Annotated in this window: 9 protein-coding genes; 6 read left to right on the top strand and 3 right to left on the bottom strand. The window is 66.0% G+C overall.

What is annotated here, in order from left to right:
• The first annotated feature begins 107 nt into the window (after positions 1 to 107).
• Both BUA26_RS08400 and BUA26_RS08395 read left to right on the top strand, forming a co-directional pair.
• Positions 108 to 974 (top strand): MBL fold metallo-hydrolase, encoded by an 867-nt coding sequence (locus BUA26_RS08400; RefSeq protein ID WP_072759473.1) that lies wholly within the window; start codon positions 108 to 110, stop codon positions 972 to 974.
• An 81-nt stretch (positions 975 to 1,055) separates the two neighbouring features.
• Complete coding sequence (locus BUA26_RS08395) at positions 1,056 to 1,913, top strand: EamA family transporter (protein ID WP_072759471.1); 858 nt, start codon at positions 1,056 to 1,058, stop codon at positions 1,911 to 1,913.
• A 28-nt stretch (positions 1,914 to 1,941) separates the two neighbouring features.
• Here BUA26_RS08395 and BUA26_RS08390 read toward each other — a convergent pair whose 3' ends face one another.
• Positions 1,942 to 2,991 (bottom strand): LacI family DNA-binding transcriptional regulator, encoded by a 1,050-nt coding sequence (locus tag BUA26_RS08390; protein WP_072760203.1) that lies wholly within the window; start codon positions 2,989 to 2,991, stop codon positions 1,942 to 1,944.
• A gap of 133 nt (positions 2,992 to 3,124) precedes the next feature.
• Positions 3,125 to 4,411, bottom strand: coding sequence for a sugar MFS transporter (locus BUA26_RS08385; RefSeq protein ID WP_072759469.1), 1,287 nt, complete (start codon positions 4,409 to 4,411; stop codon positions 3,125 to 3,127).
• Between the two features lie 439 nt (positions 4,412 to 4,850).
• Here BUA26_RS08385 and glk point away from each other — a divergent pair, with 439 nt between their 5' ends.
• From glk to BUA26_RS08365, 4 genes are all read left to right on the top strand, one after another.
• The gene (glk, locus tag BUA26_RS08380; RefSeq protein ID WP_072759467.1) at positions 4,851 to 5,924 is read left to right on the top strand and encodes a glucokinase; all 1,074 of its coding nucleotides are present in this window, start codon (positions 4,851 to 4,853) and stop codon (positions 5,922 to 5,924) included.
• Between the two features lie 104 nt (positions 5,925 to 6,028).
• A complete protein-coding gene (locus BUA26_RS08375; RefSeq protein ID WP_072759465.1) occupies positions 6,029 to 8,779 on the top strand; it encodes a TonB-dependent receptor in 2,751 nt (916 codons plus the stop codon).
• A 141-nt stretch (positions 8,780 to 8,920) separates the two neighbouring features.
• Entirely contained in the window at positions 8,921 to 11,251 is a 2,331-nt protein-coding gene (locus BUA26_RS08370) for a beta-N-acetylhexosaminidase (RefSeq protein WP_072759463.1), read from the top strand.
• Positions 11,248 to 12,318, top strand: a complete 1,071-nt coding sequence (locus BUA26_RS08365) for an acyltransferase family protein (protein WP_072759461.1) — start codon at positions 11,248 to 11,250, stop codon at positions 12,316 to 12,318. The genes BUA26_RS08370 and BUA26_RS08365 overlap by 4 nt, the downstream gene beginning before the upstream one ends.
• Positions 12,319 to 12,463: 145 nt before the next feature.
• Here the strand turns inward: BUA26_RS08365 and BUA26_RS08360 are convergent, their stop codons facing one another.
• Positions 12,464 to 17,146, bottom strand: a complete 4,683-nt coding sequence (locus BUA26_RS08360; RefSeq protein ID WP_072759459.1) for a DEAD/DEAH box helicase — start codon at positions 17,144 to 17,146, stop codon at positions 12,464 to 12,466.
• Between the last annotated feature and the right edge of the window lie 151 nt (positions 17,147 to 17,297).

The raw sequence follows: 17,297 nt of genomic DNA, 5'->3' as shown, positions 1-17,297 counted from the left end.
GGAAGCGAGACCATGCACCCCTACCTCGACGCCTTGCACGGCGGCGCGCTGATCGCTCATCGACCGGTGTGGTGGCACCAGCTCCCGTGTGCCGGAGGAAGCCGGCGATGAAGCGCGCCGAGGTGCAGGCGTTCTTCGACGAGGTCAGCCATACCTTCAGCTATGTGGTGTGGGATGCGGCTACCGGCAGGGCGGCCGTGTTCGACAGCGTGCTCGACTATGACGCCGCCTCCGGTCGTACGGCGCGCACGTCCGCCGATGCGCTGGTCGCGTTCGTGCGAGCGCAAAGGCTCGACGTGGACTGGGTGATCGACACCCACGTGCATGCCGACCATTTGTCGGCGGCGCCGTACGTGCAGGCGCAAGTCGGCGGTCGGCTGGGCATCGGCGAACACATCCGCGACGTGCAGGATACGTTCGGTCGCCTGTTCAATGCCGGCCCCGGATTCCGCTGCGACGGCAGCCAGTTCGACCATCTGTTCAAGAACGGCGAACGCTACATGATCGGCGACATCGAAGCCGTGGCGATGCATACGCCCGGTCACACGCCTGCGTGCATGACCCATCTGGTCGGTGATGCCGCCTTCGTCGGCGATACCTTGTTCATGCCCGACTACGGCACCGCGCGCTGTGATTTTCCCGGCGGCGATGCGCGCACTTTGTACCACTCGATCCAGCGTATCTTCGCGCTGCCTGACGCCACCCGGATCTTTCTCTGCCACGACTACAAGGCCGGTGGCCGCGACGCGTTTGCCCACGAGACCACCGTGGCGGCCGAGCGCAGCGGCAATATCCACGTACACGACGGCATCGGTGAGGACGAGTTCGTGCGCATGCGCAGCGCGCGCGATGCCACCCTGGCCATGCCGGCGCTGATCCTGCCTGCGGTGCAGGTGAACATGCGCGCCGGCCAGCTGCCGCCGGCCGAGGATAATGGTGTGCGCTATCTGAAGATCCCCCTGGATTCCTTCTGAGCGGGCGGCGACGCCCAGCGTATGTTCGATGCGTCAGCCACACTGCGGCACAATGATGGTTTGCCGCTTGCGGGGTGATGGGTGATCTACGTACTGCTCAGCGTGGTGTGCAGCGTGCTGGTGTCGGTGTTGCTGAAGTTGGCGCGACGTTTCGAGATCGACGTGAGCCAGGCCATCGCCTGGAATTATCTGGTGGCCGGCGCACTCACCGCGCTGATATTGCAACCGGCGCTGGCGCCGCTGCGCGAACCGGGTGCGCCGTGGCTGGCGCTGATCGGGCTGGGTGTGCTGCTGCCGACGATCTTCCTGGCGCTGGCCGCATCGGTACGGCATGCCGGCATCGTACGCAGCGATGCCGCGCAACGGCTGTCGCTGTTGCTCTCGCTGCTGGCGGCGTTCCTGTTGTTCGGCGAACAGCTCACCGCGTTCAAGGCGCTGGGTATCGCACTGGGCTTGCTCGCCTTGCTGTGCATGGTGTGGCGCGGCAGGCAGCGCGTGGTGGAAAGCGGACCCGCCGGTTGGCTGTATCCGCTGCTGGTGTTCGGCGGTTTCGGCGTGATCGATATCTTGTTCAAGCGCGTGGCGCAGGCCGGCGTACCGCTGGGTGCGTCGCTGCAGGCGATGTTTGCGCTGGCGCTGCTGGTCGCCCTGGCGCTGCAGCTGTGGCGCCGTCTGCGTGACCGCACCCGCTTCACCGCGCGCAGTGCGCTGGCGGGTGTCGCGCTGGGGTTGGCCAACTTCGGCAACATCTTGTTCTACCTGCGCGGCCACCAGGCGCTGCCGCAGCATCCGGCGCTGGTGTTTGCCAGCATGAATATCGGTGTGGTGGCGCTGGGCGCGCTGGTCGGTCTGCTGCTGTTTCGCGAGCGGTTGAGCCGGCTCAATCTCGGCGGAGTGCTGCTGGCGCTGCTGGCGATCGGCTTGATCGCGCGGGGTTGAGGTTGGGCGATGCGCTGTCGCGCAGGCTTCAGCGTTTGGCGGGTGTGGTGTGCCGCGGCGCCGTCGAGCCACGCACCACCAGTTCGGGGCTGAAGCCCTCGTTGGTGCTGCTGATCGCTTCGCCGTTGGCCTCACGCTGCAGGTCGCCGATCAATCGCTGCGCGGCGTGCCGTGCGATGTCTTCGGTGGCCTGCCGCGCCGTGGTCAGGGCCGGCCACGACTGCTTGGAGAACGGGCTGTCCTCGAACCCCGCAATCGACAATTCGTACGGCACGTTGATGCCGTCCGAGTGTGCCGCCGCCAGCACGCCGGCGGCGATCTCGTCGTTCGAGCCGAAGATCGCGCTGGGCCGGTCCTTCAGCGCCAGCAGCTTGCGCGCACCGCGGAAGCCGTCGTCGAAGGTGTAGTCGCCCGGGATGATCAGCTTGCGATCCAGTGCGATGCCGTAATCCTTCAATGCGTCCTCGTAACCTTGGTAGCGTTCCACGCTGGAGCGGTGATCGGTGCCGCCCCACAGGAAACCGATGCGCTGATGGCCGAGCTGGATCAGATGCTCGGTGATCGCATAGGCGGCATCGCGGTCGTCCACATACACGCAGGGAGAACCGTCCTGCGGATCCTTGCGTGCCGAGATGATCCGGATGAACGGGATCTTCGCTTCGCTCAGCGCACGGATCAGCGCCGGCTGCTCGGACATGGGCGGCGCCAGCACCAGCCCGGCCAGGCGCGAACGCCGTACCAGATCGCGCAACTCGTCGGCCAGTTTCGGCGAGGACGAATCGCAGGGATGGATTTGCAGGCCGAAGCCGCTGCTGCGGCACACCGACAGCACGCCGCGCTGCAGGTTGATGATGTAGTGCGCGTTCGGGTTGTCGTAGACCAGCCCCAACGCATACGCGCGGGTGCTGCGCAGGCTGCGCGCGGAAGGATCGGGCTGGTAGCCGAGCGCGTCGATCTCGCGCTGCACCTTCTCGCGCGTGCGGGCGTGCACCGAAGGCTCGTTGTTGATCACGCGCGAGACGGTCTTCAGCGAAACGCCGGCCCGTTCGGCTACATCCTTGATGGTGGCGCTACGCACCCGCTGAACCTCGTGCATCGTGATGTAAGGCGCCCATCGTGATAAAGGGCGCCGCCGCGCCGACCACGTCGCGCAGGAATGCGCGGCATCGCATGCATCCTAGCTTATGGCCATACCCGACGCGACGAGCGACTCATGCGCCGGACTTCTGGCCGACCCGGTGGCCGACCATTCCGTAGTACAGGATGTACAGGTAGCACGGCACCATCAGCACCATGAACGCAAGCTGGAAGTCGATGTGCTGCTTCAGGTGCACGAACAGCTGCGGTACCACCGCGCCGCCGGCGATGCCCATGATCAGCAGCGCCGATCCGGCTTCGGTGTGGCGACCGAGGCCATTGATGGCCAGCGGAAAGATCGCCGGCCACATCATCGCATTGGCAAAGCCGAGCGCTGCGACAAACAGCACCGAGCTGTATCCACTGGTAGTAAACGCGCCGAGCGTGAACAGCACCCCGAGCACCGCCGAGACCGCCAGATAACGCTGCTGCGAGATGAAGCGCGGAATCAGCAGCAAGCCGGCAACGTAGCCGAGCAGCATCGCGCCCAGCGTGAACGAGGTGAAGAAGCGCGTCTCCTCGAGCGGCAGGTGAAAGCTGGCCCCATAAGTGCCGATCGCATCGCCGGCCATCACCTCCACGCCGACGTACAGAAACAGGCACAGCACGCCCAGCCACAGGTGCGGAAAACTGAAGATGCTGCCGTCCTTGTGGCCAATGGCGCCTTCGCTGTTCGCGCCGGCGGGCTTGATTTCCGGCAGCGACGAGCGGGCGATCCAGATGGCGAGCAGCACCAGCAGCCCGGCCATCACCATGTACGGAAGATGCACCTTGCCGGCAAAGGCGTTGAGCAACGCCTCACGTGCTTGCGGCGTCGGCGCCGACTCGACCTGCTGGCCGAAAGTGCTGATGCCACTGAGTACCAGTGCGCCGAACGCGAACGGTGCGATCGCGCCGGCCAGTTTGTTGCAGATGCCCATGAAGGCGATGCGCTGCGCCGCACTGTCGATCGGGCCGAGAATGCTGATGTACGGATTGGAGGCAGTCTGCAGCAATGAGAGACCGGCGCCGATCACGAACAGTCCGGTCAACGCGCCCGGATACATCCGCATGGTGGTGAACTGGCCAAACAGCACCGCGCCGATCGCCATCACGAACAGTCCGAGCGCCATGCCTTTCTTCATGCCGGTGCGACGCAATACCGACGACGCCGGCAGCGCCAGAAAGAAGTACGACAGGTAGAACGCCATCGGCACCAGAAACGCATTCACATCGTCGAGATTGAAGGCCAGCTTGACGAAAGTGATCAGCGGCCCGTTGAGCCAGGTCACGAAGCCGAAGATGAAAAACAGCAGGCCGATGATCAGCATCGGGCCAAGGTTGGTGCGTTCGGACGGCGCCGCCGTCATCGTGGTTGCCATGGTCTTGTTTTCTCCCCGGAGTCCGAGCGTACCGCACCGATCGAATGACCGGGACAGACGCGAATGTCTCCTTAATCGCCGGAAAGTGCAACGTTGTCAATTAATACCTGGCAAAGGGCCGCCGTTCGAGACCTCGATCGGGCCATCCAGACGGCTATATCAGGATGCTGCTGCGGCACTGCCGCACGACGCTTCGGAAACGCAGAACTCTTCTGAAAGCCGCCAGGCATAGCCAATCATGAGGCTTGCTCAGGCGATTTTCCGGGGTGCCATGACAGCTATGCTGCGGCGCAATATCGAATGTTCGCAAATTTGTCACGAACCCAGTTGACAACGTTGTCATTTGGCCAGCAGACTCCGTCCAAATCAGGCCACGGCCCGGTCGGCGGCGAATCATCGCTGCACCGGACCGGGCGTTGCAGGCCACGGGGAGAGTGGAGTGGGGGAAGTCGCCAACCAGCGTCATGCAGCGGAACCGTCGGCGACGGCGCAGGCAGCTGCGTCGGGTTTCAGCGAGGCGTTCCTGGCCACGGATGTCGGCGGCACGCATGCGCGCATCGGGCTGGTCGTCCGCAATGCGGTAGGCAAGCGCCCAGTCAGCGTGCTGCACTATCACCGCTACAGCTGTGCCGACTGGAGCAGCCTCACCGCGATGCTGCAGGACTTTGTCGGGCAGCTGGGCGGCACGCCGTACGCGGCGATGCAAGGTCAGATCCGTCATTGCGCAGTGGCTTGCGCCGGCTACGTGCTGGACGACGCGATCATCAACGACAACCTGCCGTGGCCGGTGTCGATCCGCGAGATCCGCGATAGCCTCGGCATCCAGCGGCTGGCGGTGATCAACGATTTCGAGGCGCTCGCCTACGCCACCCAGTTCATCGATGCGGACGAGATCAGGCCGATCATCGAGGCCGCCCAACCGGCGGCGTCCGGGCCGGTGTTGGTGATGGGTCCGGGCACCGGGCTGGGTTCGGCCGTGCTGCTGCCGGGCCAGCCGCGTGCGCAGGTGCTGGCCACCGAGGCCGGACAGATTTCGCTGGCGCCTGGCACCGAGCGCGAGATCGAGATCCTGCGCCTGTTCCGCCGCGATCGTCCGCACGTGTCGTTCGAGGACGCGCTGTCCGGTCCCGGTCTGCTCAAGGTCTACCGCGCGCTGTGTGAACTGCGCGGCAGCGCTGCGCGGTTGCTGACGCCGGCAGAGATCACCGGTGCCGCACTGGCCGGCAACGATGCCGCGGCGGTGGAAACGCTGGAGGTGTTCTGCGGCCTGCTCGGCAGCTTCGTCGGCGATCTGGTGCTGCTGTACGGCGCCCGCGGCGGGGTCTACCTGGCCGGCGGCATCCTGCCGCAGATCCAGCCGTTCCTGCTGGCCAGCAGCTTCACCGAACGCTACTTCAACAAGGGCGTGATGCGCGCCTATCTGCAACAGGTTCCGGTACGACTGATCGAGCACGGCCAGCTTGGTGTCATTGGCGCCGCAGGCTGGTTTCTGGATGAGCGGCAGGGAGAGTGAGACGACCGCCATCCGGTGACACGGCGCCAAGCCAGCCACAACACAAGTCCATGACCGTCGCCACGACGGTTTTGATTCAAGCCAGCCTCTGAGGGGAGGACATCATGAATTATCGCAAGACACTTTTAGCCGCCAGCATCATCACCAGTCTGTGTGTGTCGGGTGTGCTTTATGCACAGGACACCACGCAGTCGACCGACACCAGCGCCACCAAGGCGCAGCAAAAGAAAGCCAAGGAGTTGGCCACGGTCACCGTGGTCGGCATCCGTGACAGCGAAGCCGAGGCGCTGCAGATCAAGCAGGCCGCCGCCTCGCACATCGAAGTCGTGACCGCCGAAGACATCGGCAAGCTGCCGGCCAAGAACGTGGCCGATACCTTGCAGCGCCTGCCCGGCGTCAACATCAGCTCCTCCAGCGCCAGTGAAGGCGGCTTCGACGAAAACGATCGCGTCAGCCTGCGTGGCACCAATCCCAGCATGACCCAGACGCTGGTCAACGGCCACAACATCGGTACCGGCGACTGGTTCGTGCTGAGCCAGGTACAAACCGTGGGACGCAGTGTCAGCTACAGCCTGCTGCCGTCGGAAGTCGTCAGCCAGGTGGTCGTACACAAGAGCTCGGAGGCCAAGATCGTCGAAGGCGGCAGCGCCGGCTCGGTGGACATCATCACCCGCAAGCCGCTGGAATTCGCCAAGCCGGTGACGGCCGAAGCGTCGATCGGCGGCGTCTATGCCGATCTGCCCGGAAACACCAAGCCGCAGTTCGATGGCTTGTTCAACTGGAAGAACGACAGCAATACCTTCGGCGTGATGGTGCAGGCGTTCTACGAGAAGCGCAGCCTGCAGCGCAACGGCCAGGAAGTGGTGGGCGGCTACAACCAGATCACGGCCGCGTCCGCTCCGAACACGGTGGCCGCACACCCCGAGTTAAACGGCAAGTACTACCCGAACGAAATCGGCGCGGTGCTGTTCACCCAGCAACGTGAGCGCAAAGGCGGCGTGATCGACCTCGAGTGGAAGCCCACCGACAACCTCACCCTCGACCTCAATGGCTTCTATTCCAAGCTCAAGGCCGACAACTACAACCGCAACTACATGATGTGGGCCAGCAGCGCGCTGGGCGGCGCAACCGGCGGCGTGCTGACGCCGGGCTCGGTCAGCAACAATGTGGTCACCAACGGATCGATCAGCGGCGGGACCAATCCGTACGGCGTGTACGACCAGATCTCCCGTCCCGGCGCATCCTCGCAATCCAGCTACCTGACCCTCGACGCCGACTGGCGCGTGACCGACCACCTGAGCTTGAAGGGCCAGATCGGCACCACCAAAGGCAAGGGCGACAGCCCGACCCAGGACGTGATCGAGCTGGGCACTGCCGCCGGCGGCGGCGCCAGCTGGGCCATGAACGGCACCGGCCATCCCATCAACTGGAACCTCGGCGGCGACAACTCTTCGCCCTCCGGCATCCTGCCCTCGGCGGGCTGGATCTTCGGTGGTCAGGACATCCACGTGAAGGACAGCGAAAACTGGGGCGCACTTGACGGCTCGCTGGCGTTCGACGATGGCGCCATTTCCTCGTTGGACTTCGGCGTGCGCTACGCCGACCACACCCGCAAGAACCCGAGCGAAATCGCGCAAGGTCCGAACTGGTCCAGCAACTGGACCGATCCGGCCGCCTATCCGACCAGCCATCAGAACTATCCGGGCGACTTCACCAGCTCGCTGGGCGGCAGCATCCCGCAGAGCATCTGGTACTACACGCCGGGCCAGCTGGCGGCGATCGACGCGTCGTTCGCCAATCGCGATCCGGTGTCGCGCTTCTATTTCAACGACATCTACAAGGTCAACGAGAAGGATTCGGCCGCCTACGCCCAGCTCAACTTCGAAAGCGGCATCGTGGCCGGCAACGTCGGCCTGCGCTACGTGAAGACCAAGGAAAACATCGGGTATACCAGCACGGCTCCCGATGCCGAGGCCGCCACGGTGCAGGGCCCGATCACCGGCTCGGCCTTCGGCGACTACTACTGGAACACCTTTAAGAAGAGCTACAGCAAGCTGCTGCCGAGCGGCAACCTGAAGTTCGATATCCGCGACGATCTGGTGGCGCGCTTCGCGGCGTCGCAGACCATGACCCGGCCGGACTACTCCGCCCTGGCCGGTTCGGTGTCGGCGGATGACCTGACGCATACCGGCAGCGGCGGCAATCCGAAGCTCGAACCACTGGTCTCGTCCAATTTCGACGCGGCACTGGAGTGGTACTTCGCACCGCGCGGCCTGCTGTCGGCCGGTGTGTACGACATGAACCTGAAGAACTACATCGGCTTCGGTAACGAAAACCGCCAGTTCAAGGACATGCAGGCCAGCCAGGCCGCCGGGCACGACGTGTTCAGCACCTACCTCATCAGCGTGCCGCACAACGTCAACGGCCACGTCAAGGGCGTCGAGCTGAACTACATCCAGCCGATCGGCGAGAACTTCGGTATTTCGACCAACTACACCTATGCCGAAGGCAGCGCCAGCAACGACAGACCACTGCAGGGCACGTCGAAGAACACCTACAACCTGTCGGGCTACTTCGAGAACAAGCGGTTCAATGCCCGCGTCAGCTACACCTACCGCTCGAGCTTCTACGCCGGTGTGAGCCGTACCGATACCTTCTACCAGGACAGCATCGGCACGCTCTCCGCCTCACTCGGCATGACGCTCACCGACTGGATGTCGTTGTCGCTGGACGCGATGAACCTCAACAACCCGAAGCTCAAGTACTTCACCAAGAACCCCGCCTACGGCGAGCAGCCTTCCGCGTTCTATGTCAATGGTCGCCAGTATTACTTGAGTCTCCGCTTCAAGCTCTGAACCTGTTTCACGCAATCGCGAGCCATGGATGGCTCCGCACTCTCCCCTTCCGGGTCCGGACCCTCGTACCGGGCCCGTTTTTTTTTGGCGTCATCGGGTGCCGCGCATGGCATCCTTCGACGCTTGCGATGGAGATTGCCGATGACACGCCGTTTTCTCCTGCTGTGCCGTCACTGCCTGCTGGCTGGTGTGATCCTGGCCGCGTTGCCCGCGCGCGTTGCGCATGCCGCTACGGCAGCGACGGTTCCGCTGATTCCATTGCCGGCCCAACTCGACGTCGACCGCGGCAGTTTCAATGTCGACGCGCACACGTCGATCGTCGTCGCCGATCATGCCGCATCGACCCAGCGCACGGCGCGCTATCTGGCCGAGCTGATCGCGAGCACCCGCGGCTTGCACCTGCCGGTGCGGCAAGGCGCCGCAAAAGCGTCTTCGATCGTATTGCTGCGTGATCCGCACGCGCCTGTGGTGAACCGCGAAGGCTATGCGCTCGATGTCGCGCCGCAGGGCATTCGCATCACCGCACGCGATGATGCCGGACTGTTTTACGGCGCGGTGACCTTGTGGCAACTGCTCACGCCCGACGCACGACACGGTGCGGTGCAACTGCCGGCCTTGCATATCCGCGACCAGCCGCGTTTCGCCTGGCGCGGGCTGATGCTGGATTCCGCGCGGCACTTCCAGAGCGTGGCCGAGATCGAGCAATTGCTGAACCAGATGGCCCAGCACAAGCTCAACGTGTTCCATTGGCATCTCACCGACGACCAGGGCTGGCGCATCCAGATCAGGCGCTATCCCGAACTCACCCGCCTCGGCGCGTGGCGCAGGCCGCCCGATGCCGGGCACGACGGCGAGCCGCAGCGCTACGGTGGCTTTTATACGCAGGACGATATCCGTCGCGTTGTCGCCTACGCCGCCGCGCGCCACATAACGGTGGTGCCGGAGATCGACATGCCCGGCCACGCGCAGGCGGTGGTGGCGGCGTATCCGCAGTTCGGCGTCACCGGCCGGCGTCCGCCGGTGTCGGTGGACTGGGGCGTCAATCCGTATCTGTACAACGTCGACGACGCCACCTTTCGATTCATCACCGATGTGCTGGACGAGGTGATGGCGCTGTTTCCGTCGAAGTACATCCACGTCGGCGGCGACGAGGCGGTCAAGGACCAGTGGCAGGCCTCGCCGGCGGTACAGGCGAAGATGCGTGCGCTGGGTCTGAAAGACGAGGATGCACTACAAGGCTGGTTGATCGACCGCGTCGGCCGCTACCTCGACGCGCATGGGCGTCGGTTGATCGGTTGGGACGAAATCCTCGACGGCGGCGTGCCGGCCGATGCCACGGTGATGTCATGGCGCGGAACGAAGGGTGCGATCAAGGCGGCGCAGCAAGGGCACGACGTGGTGCTGTCGCCCGCGCCGGACTTGTATCTCGACCAGCTGCAGAGCGACCGCGCCGACGAAACCGCCGGACGCATGCCGGTGCGCGACCTTGCCAGCGTCTACGCGTTCGAGCCGGTGCCGAAGGAGCTCGACGCGGCGCAGGCGCAACACGTGCTGGGCGCGCAGGCGAATGCGTGGACCGAGCACATGCCGACGATGCAGCATGTCGAGCATGCGGCGTTCCCGCGCCTCGCGGCGCTGAGCGAGGTGGACTGGTCGCCGGCGGCGTCGCGCGACTGGGGCAGCTTCACCAGCCGTCTGCCGGCGCAGTTCGCACGCTATCGCACACAAGGCATCGCCTATGCCGACAGCGCATTCGCAGCGGATATCTCGCTGGATCGCAACGCGGCGCTGGCCAGCGGCACGGCGCAGGTCAGCCTGTCCAATGAGGCCGGCAGTGGTGTCCTGCGCTACACGCTGGACGGCAGCGTGCCGGGGCGCGACTCGCCCGAGTACCGCGCGCCACTGGCGGTGAAGTTGCCCGCCACGGTACGCGTGGTGACGCTGGCCGCCGATGGCAGCATGCTGGCGGCACCTCGCCAGCGCGTGTTGTCGCGGGCGGAGCTGCTGAGCGTTAGCGGCAACGAGATGCCGAACTGCCCGGGCAGCGATTTCCGCCTGCGCGTGCAGCCGTTGCCCGATGCCGCTTCGCTGGCTCCGGTGTATAGCGTCAACTTGTTCAATACCTGCCAGTCGTATCCGTCGACACCGATGGACGGTATCGCAACGATCCGCGTCGATGCCGTGCGACTCGAGCGGAACTACGCGCTGGCGCACGAGGCGAAGCTGGTGGTGGCGCATCCGCACGCGACGCCGTTCGGCGAGCTGGTGGTGCATCAGGATCGATGCGACGGGCCGGTACTGGCCAGCATGCCGCTGCCGGATCCGGCGCGCAGCGCCCGGAATTTCACGCTCCAGGCTACGCTGCCGGCGCAGCGCGGCGAGCATGCGCTGTGTCTGCTTTATACCGCGCCCACCGATGGTCCCTTGTACGCTCTGGACCGCGTCGCGCTGCTACCGGAAGCGGCGCCGTGAGTACGCTATCGCGCCGGCTTGCCTCGCTCGATGCGCTGCGCGGTTGCACCGTGGCGGCGATGTTGCTGGTCAACGACCCGGGCGACTGGGATCACGTCTACTGGCCGCTCGATCACGCGACGTGGAACGGCTGCACGCCCACCGATCTGATCTTCCCGTTCTTTCTGTTCGTGGTCGGCGTGTCGGTGGCGCAGGCCATCCTGCCGCGATGGGAGCAGGGCGCCGATCGCGCGGCGCTGATGCGCAGCGCATTGAAACGAGCCGTGCGCATCGTCGGCCTCGGCGTGCTGATCAATGTCCTTGCGTGGTGGTGGATGCCCGGAGCGCACCTGCGCTTTCCCGGTGTGCTGCAGCGGATCGGCGTGTGCTACGCAGGCGTTGCGCTGTTCGCGCTCTACGCCAGGCCGCGCACGCAATGGGCCGCGATCGCGGCAGGGCTGCTCGGCTACTGGGCGCTGCTGTGGTGCGGCGGGTCATTGGAGCCATGGACGAACATCGTCAGCCGCACCGACACGGCCGTGTTCGGCCGCTTCGTTTATCTGATCGACCCGGCGACCGGACGCGGCCACGATCCCGAAGGCCTGCTCAGCACATTGCCGTCACTGGCCACCGCGCTGCTCGGATTGCGCGCGGGTTGCTGGTTGCGCGCGGACAGACTCAGGCCGTTGCTGATCGGCGGCGTGCTGTCGCTGCTGCTGGGTGCGGCGTGGTCGTTGTGGCTGCCGTTCAACAAGAATCTGTGGACGTCGTCGTTCGTATTGTGGACGGCGGGTTGGGCCGCGCTGGCGCTGCTGGCGTTCCATCGGTTGATCGATCGGCGCGGCTGGCCGGCGTGGGGACGGCGCTTCGGCGTCAATGCGATCGCCGCGTACGCCGGTTCCGAGCTGATGCAGATCTTGCTGCCGGGGCTGGGGCAGGGCTGGCTGTACCAGCATCTGTTTGCCGGCTGGATGGCGCCGCGGTTCGGCCCCTACGTCCCGTCGCTGGCTTTCGCGGTGGTGTTCGTGGCGGTGTGGTGGCTGATCGTGCGGGCCATGGATCGCCGGCATATTTACCTCAAACTCTAGCCCTGGCCCGCTCCAGTTTTTTGTGGGAGCGGCTTCAGCCACGATGCTTGTGGCGACAATCCCGCCACATGATCAAAAGCGTCGCGACTGAAGTCGCTCCCACCGGCGGTGTCCTCGTGCTTCGCGGTGTTGGCGAGTGGCGGCGTCAGCCTGCAGCTGCCGCGGCTTCCGGCAACGAGGGTGGATAGCGCAGCAAGGCGTGCCTCGCCAGCTGGGCGTCGGCAGCGGACAGATCGATCAACGGCGTGACCTTGCCGCCGATCAGCGCGGCAATCGCCGCACCGTCGCGATACAGCACACGCGAACCGGCCAGCGCCGGCACCTTGTCGCCGACCAGCACCGTGCCGACCAGATTCAGCGGGTCGCAACCGCTGAGGCAGATCAGCTCGCCGTCGTCGGCGCGCTGGCGCACCGCGCGCAGCGGCGCGATCGCCTCGGGCAGAGCGAACTGTTCGCCGACCAGGCCTTCGACGAAGCGCCCGCCGCGGATCTCGCCGCGCGCCTCCAGCCGGTGATAGACGCGCAGCAGTTCGCGCCACGACGGCAACCACGGCGCCTCGCGCTCCAGCAGCTTCCAGAACACCACGCCGTAACGGCGCAGCAAGGTGCGGGCGATGTGCTCGACATTCTCTCCCTCTCCCCTGCGGGGAGACGACTGCATGGATGCAGGAGGTAGAGCAACGCAAGGAGCAATTGCCGAGGGTTGGCGTGAGGGGGCGGCCTTGCCCGGAATTCTCATCGAAGCGTTTGCTCTTGGCGATTCTCCCGCGAGCACCCGCCCCTCATCCGTCCTTACGGACAGCTTCTCCCCGATGGGGAGAAGGGAGGTCGTGCGCGCCAATGCCCAGCGCCCCGCATCCTCGATGCCGCTGAGCTGGTGCCGTCGCAGGCGACGATGGCGGCCGCCGTCGCGCTTCGCCGCGGGCAGCAGCAGGGCGCGCAAGCCGGCGAAGCTGTCGGCGCTGACCCGGCCGGCGGCGACCAGTTCGCCGAGCGCGTCCTCCAGTTCGGTGCGCAGCAACCGGGTGGCATCCAGCAGCTCGTCGAAGAACAGCGCGCCCTGTTCGCGTAGCGCATCGGCGACGGCTTGTGCGCGCGACGACAGCAGGATTTCCTGCGGATCGTCACCCTCGGAAACAGACGTCCAGACGGCCATGTCGCGGCGTGGAAGAAGAACGATCGGCGTGCTGCGCACCGGTCCGCCACCGCCGCCGCTGCCCGCGCGCAGGCGGCTCCAGCTGATACGGCCGGCGCGGCACAGCTCGTCCAGCCAGTTGATCGAGTAATCGTCGATGCGTGCCGGCAGGATCTCCGACTCCCAGGCGCCGGCCGCCGCCTCATAGCCTTCCAGTTGCGCCAGCGTGGCGACCAGGGCATCCGGTCCACTCAGCCGCGTCGTCGGAGAAAGGTGCTGCCAGTCGAACAGGAAGCGCATCAGCGCGCGTCGGCTGACCGGTTCGATCTCGCGTCGCAGGCGGCCGATGGTGTAGCGGTGGATGCGTGCCAGCAGATGTCGCTCGCACCATTCCGTGTCGACGGCATCGGCCGTAAAGCGGCCCTGCATCACATAACCCTCGGACTGCAGCCGGCTCAGTGCGGTTTCGATCTCGCCGGGCCCGACCGACATCGACTGCGCCAGCGCCGCCACGGTGACCGGGCCGAGTCCGCCGAGGCGATGGCGTACCAGTTCCAGCAAGGCATCCTCGCGTGTCCACGTTTGCGCGGCGTATTCGGTGGGTGCGGCGATCGGTGGTTGCATGGAGGCCGCGGGATGCAGCGCTTGCCACAGCGGCAGCTTTTCGGCGGATGTCCAGACAATCTGCGAAGCCGGGGAAGCGGGCTGGGTGAGGGGGAGTAGTTGTGTCGCCCGATGTGCTTTGATCAGCGCCTGCAGCCGCTCGCTCCAGCCGATGTTGGCATCGACTTCCGCCGCTGTGACAAAACCCAGCAATGTCAACGCTTCGTGCATCTCGTCCGCATCGCGCACCTGCGGCCACGCCTCCTCGCGCACCGCGGCGATCGCGTCGGGATCGAGCTGGCCCAGGTCGTCGGCGCTGTCGGTCCCATTCCAGCGGCGTGTCTGCACGGCCTGGGTGCGGCGTTCCTCCAGCGGCGCGTCGTCGAGGAACGCATACGGCGCCGCGTTCAGCACTTCGGCGGCGAGCGGACTGGGTGCGGTGAGATCGCGAGCCACGATGGCGATTTCGCCGCCTTCGAGCTTGCGCAGGATCTGCAGCAGGCCATCCACGTCCATCGCCTCGCGCAGGCAGTCGTGCATGGTCTGGTTGACCAGCGGATGATCCGGCACCTCGCGCTCGCCCACGATGTTCTCCAGGCAGGCGACCTGATCGGGGAACACCGCGGCGAGCAGGTCTTCGCTTTTCATCCGCTGCAGCGGCGGCGGGGTTTTCTTGCCGCCGGTGAAGCGCGGCAGCGCCAGCGCCGTCACCGCATTCCAGCGCCAGCGCGCGGGGAATAGCGGCGCGTCGAGCAGCGCCTGGATCAGCACGTGTTCGGCGGTGTTCGAGTGCAGGTAATGCGCGACCTCCTCCAGCGGAAAACTGTGGCTGGTCGACAACGACAGCACGATCGCGTCCTCGGTCGCCGCCGCCTGCAGTTCGAAGTTGAACTGGCGGCAGAATCGCTTGCGCAGCGCCAGCCCCCAGGCGCGGTTGATGCGGCTTCCCCACGGCGTATGGATCACCAGCTGGGTGCCGCCGGATTCGTCGAAGAAGCGCTCCAGCACCAATGTGTGTTGGCTCGGCAGTACGCCCAGCGCGGCCTTCGCGCGAGCCAGGTAGTCGACCAGCTGCTGCGCGGCCGCCACGTCCAGGCCGAGCGGGTCCTGCAGCCACGCCATCGCCGCCGGCATGCCGCCGGCGTCGAGTTGCGCGGAGATTTCATCGCGCAGGCGCGACACGCCGAACGACAGCTCGTTGCTGCGCCCCGGCGCCTCGCCCAGCCAGAACGGAATGCTCGGCGGCGCGCCATGCGCGTCTTCCACCCGCAGCCGGTCGCGTTCGACGCGCTGGATGCGGTAGCTGGTATTGCCGAGCTGGAAGATGTCGCCGGCCATGCTCTCGACCGCGAAATCCTCGTTGACCGTGCCCACGATGATGGCCTGCGGCTCCAGCACCACCTTGTAGTCGGCGGTATCGGGAATGGTGCCGCCGGAGGTCAGCGCGGTGAGCCGGGCACTGCGCCGCGCACGCAGCTGGCGGTTCACCGCATCGCGGTGGATGTACGCCGCACGGGCGCCGCGGCGGGTGGTGAATCCCTCGGCCAGCATGCGCACCACCGCGTCGAAACTGGTGCGCGCCAGCCCGCGGTACGGATAGGCGCGGCGCACCAGCGCGTACAAGGCATCTTCGTCCCATTCCCGGCAGGCAACCTCGGCCACGATCTGCTGCGCCAGCACGTCCAGCGGTTGCGGCGGCATGATCAGCGCGTCGAGTTCGCCGCGGCGCACGCAATCGAGCAAGGCGGTGCACTCGATCAGGTCATCGCGGGTGGCCGGGAACAGCCGCGCCTTCGGCGTGCCGTCGATGCTGTGGCCGGAACGGCCGGCTCGCTGCAGGAACGCAGCGATCGAGCGCGGCGAGCCGAGCTGGCAGACCAGGTCCACCTCGCCGATGTCGATGCCCAGCTCCAGCGACGCGGTCGCCACCAGCACCGACAGCTCGCCGCGCTTGAGCCGCTGCTCGGCATCCAGCCGCTGCTCTTTGGCCAGGCTGCCGTGATGCGCCGCTACGACTTCCTTGCCCAGCCGTTCGGACAGATGCCGCGCGGCGCGCTCGGCCATCCGCCGCGTGTTGACGAAGACCAGAGTGGTGCGATGCGCCTGCACCAGCTGCGCGAGCCGGTTGTAGACCAGCTCCCAGCTGTCGTTCGACATCACCGCTTCCAGCGGCACCGGCGGCACCTCGATCGCGAGATCGCGCGGACGCGTGTGCCCGACGTCGATGATGTTGCAAGTCTCGCTCCTCTCCCCTGCGGGGAGAGGGTAGGGTGAGGGGCGGGTGCTCGCGGGAATGTTGCCGATGGCCATCGCTTCCTTTGCAGCTCCCAGCGACCCCTGCCCCTCACCCCAACCCTCGGCAATTGCTCCTTGCATTGCTCTACCTCCTGCATCCATGCAGTCGTCTCCCCGCAGGGGAGAGGGAGCAGGAGCGCCGACCAGAAAGTCGGCGACCATTTCGATGGGCTTCTGCGTCGCCGACAGCCCGATCCGCAGCAAGCGCCGCTGGCACAGCGACTCCAGCCGCTCCAGCGACAGCGCCAGATGCGAGCCACGCTTGCTGCCGGCGATGGCGTGGATCTCGTCCACGATCACCGTGCGCGTTCCGGCCAGCATCGCGCGGCCGGAGTCCGAGCCGAGCAGCACGTACAGCGATTCCGGGGTGGTCACCAGGATGTGCGGCGGCTGCTTGCGCAGCAGGTTGCGTTCCACTTGCGGCGTGTCGCCGGTGCGCACCGCGGTGCGGATCGCCACGTCGGGCAGGCCGAGCTTCTCCAGTTCGGCGCGGATGCCTTCCAGCGGCGCTTCCAGATTGATGTGGATGTCGTTCGACAAGGCCTTCAGCGGCGACACATAGACCACCGTGGTGGCATCGGCCAGCACGCCGCCATGCGCCACGCCTTCGCGCACCAGCGTGTCGATAGCGGCGAGGAACGCTGTCAGCGTCTTGCCCGAGCCGGTCGGTGCGGCGACCAGGGTGTGGTTGCCGGCACGAATCGACGGCCACGCGGCCGCCTGCGCCGCGGTGGGTGCGGGGAATGCGGCGCGGAACCAGTTCGCGACGGCGGGATGGAAGTCTTGCAGTGCCATTGATCGGGCCCGCAGGGAAGGGGCAGGGGTCGATCATAGATGGAGGCGGTGCAGGCTGTTGTAAACGGCATCCGCGCCTGGCGCTTCCGTCGCTGCCGCCCTTTGTATGACAATACGGCTACGTATCGTTGCCTTTCCAACTGGGGAAAAC

Origin of the sequence: Rhodanobacter sp. OK091 (genome assembly GCF_900142825.1) — a bacterium.
Classification (GTDB): domain Bacteria; phylum Pseudomonadota; class Gammaproteobacteria; order Xanthomonadales; family Rhodanobacteraceae; genus Rhodanobacter.
Note: the sequence above shows the minus strand (reverse complement) of the source record. Positions and strands in the feature narration are given on the sequence as shown.

Bases quoted from the DNA above. Each gene is read 5' to 3' on its own strand.
- BUA26_RS08360 (WP_072759459.1), bottom strand. From the start codon at position 17,146: ATGGCACTGCAAGACTTCCATCCCGCCGTCGCGAACTGGTTCCGCGCC.
- BUA26_RS08400 (WP_072759473.1), top strand. From the start codon at position 108: ATGAAGCGCGCCGAGGTGCAGGCGTTCTTCGACGAGGTCAGCCATACC.
- BUA26_RS08385 (WP_072759469.1), bottom strand. From the start codon at position 4,411: ATGGCAACCACGATGACGGCGGCGCCGTCCGAACGCACCAACCTTGGC.
- BUA26_RS08375 (WP_072759465.1), top strand. From the start codon at position 6,029: ATGAATTATCGCAAGACACTTTTAGCCGCCAGCATCATCACCAGTCTG.
- BUA26_RS08370 (WP_072759463.1), top strand. From the start codon at position 8,921: ATGACACGCCGTTTTCTCCTGCTGTGCCGTCACTGCCTGCTGGCTGGT.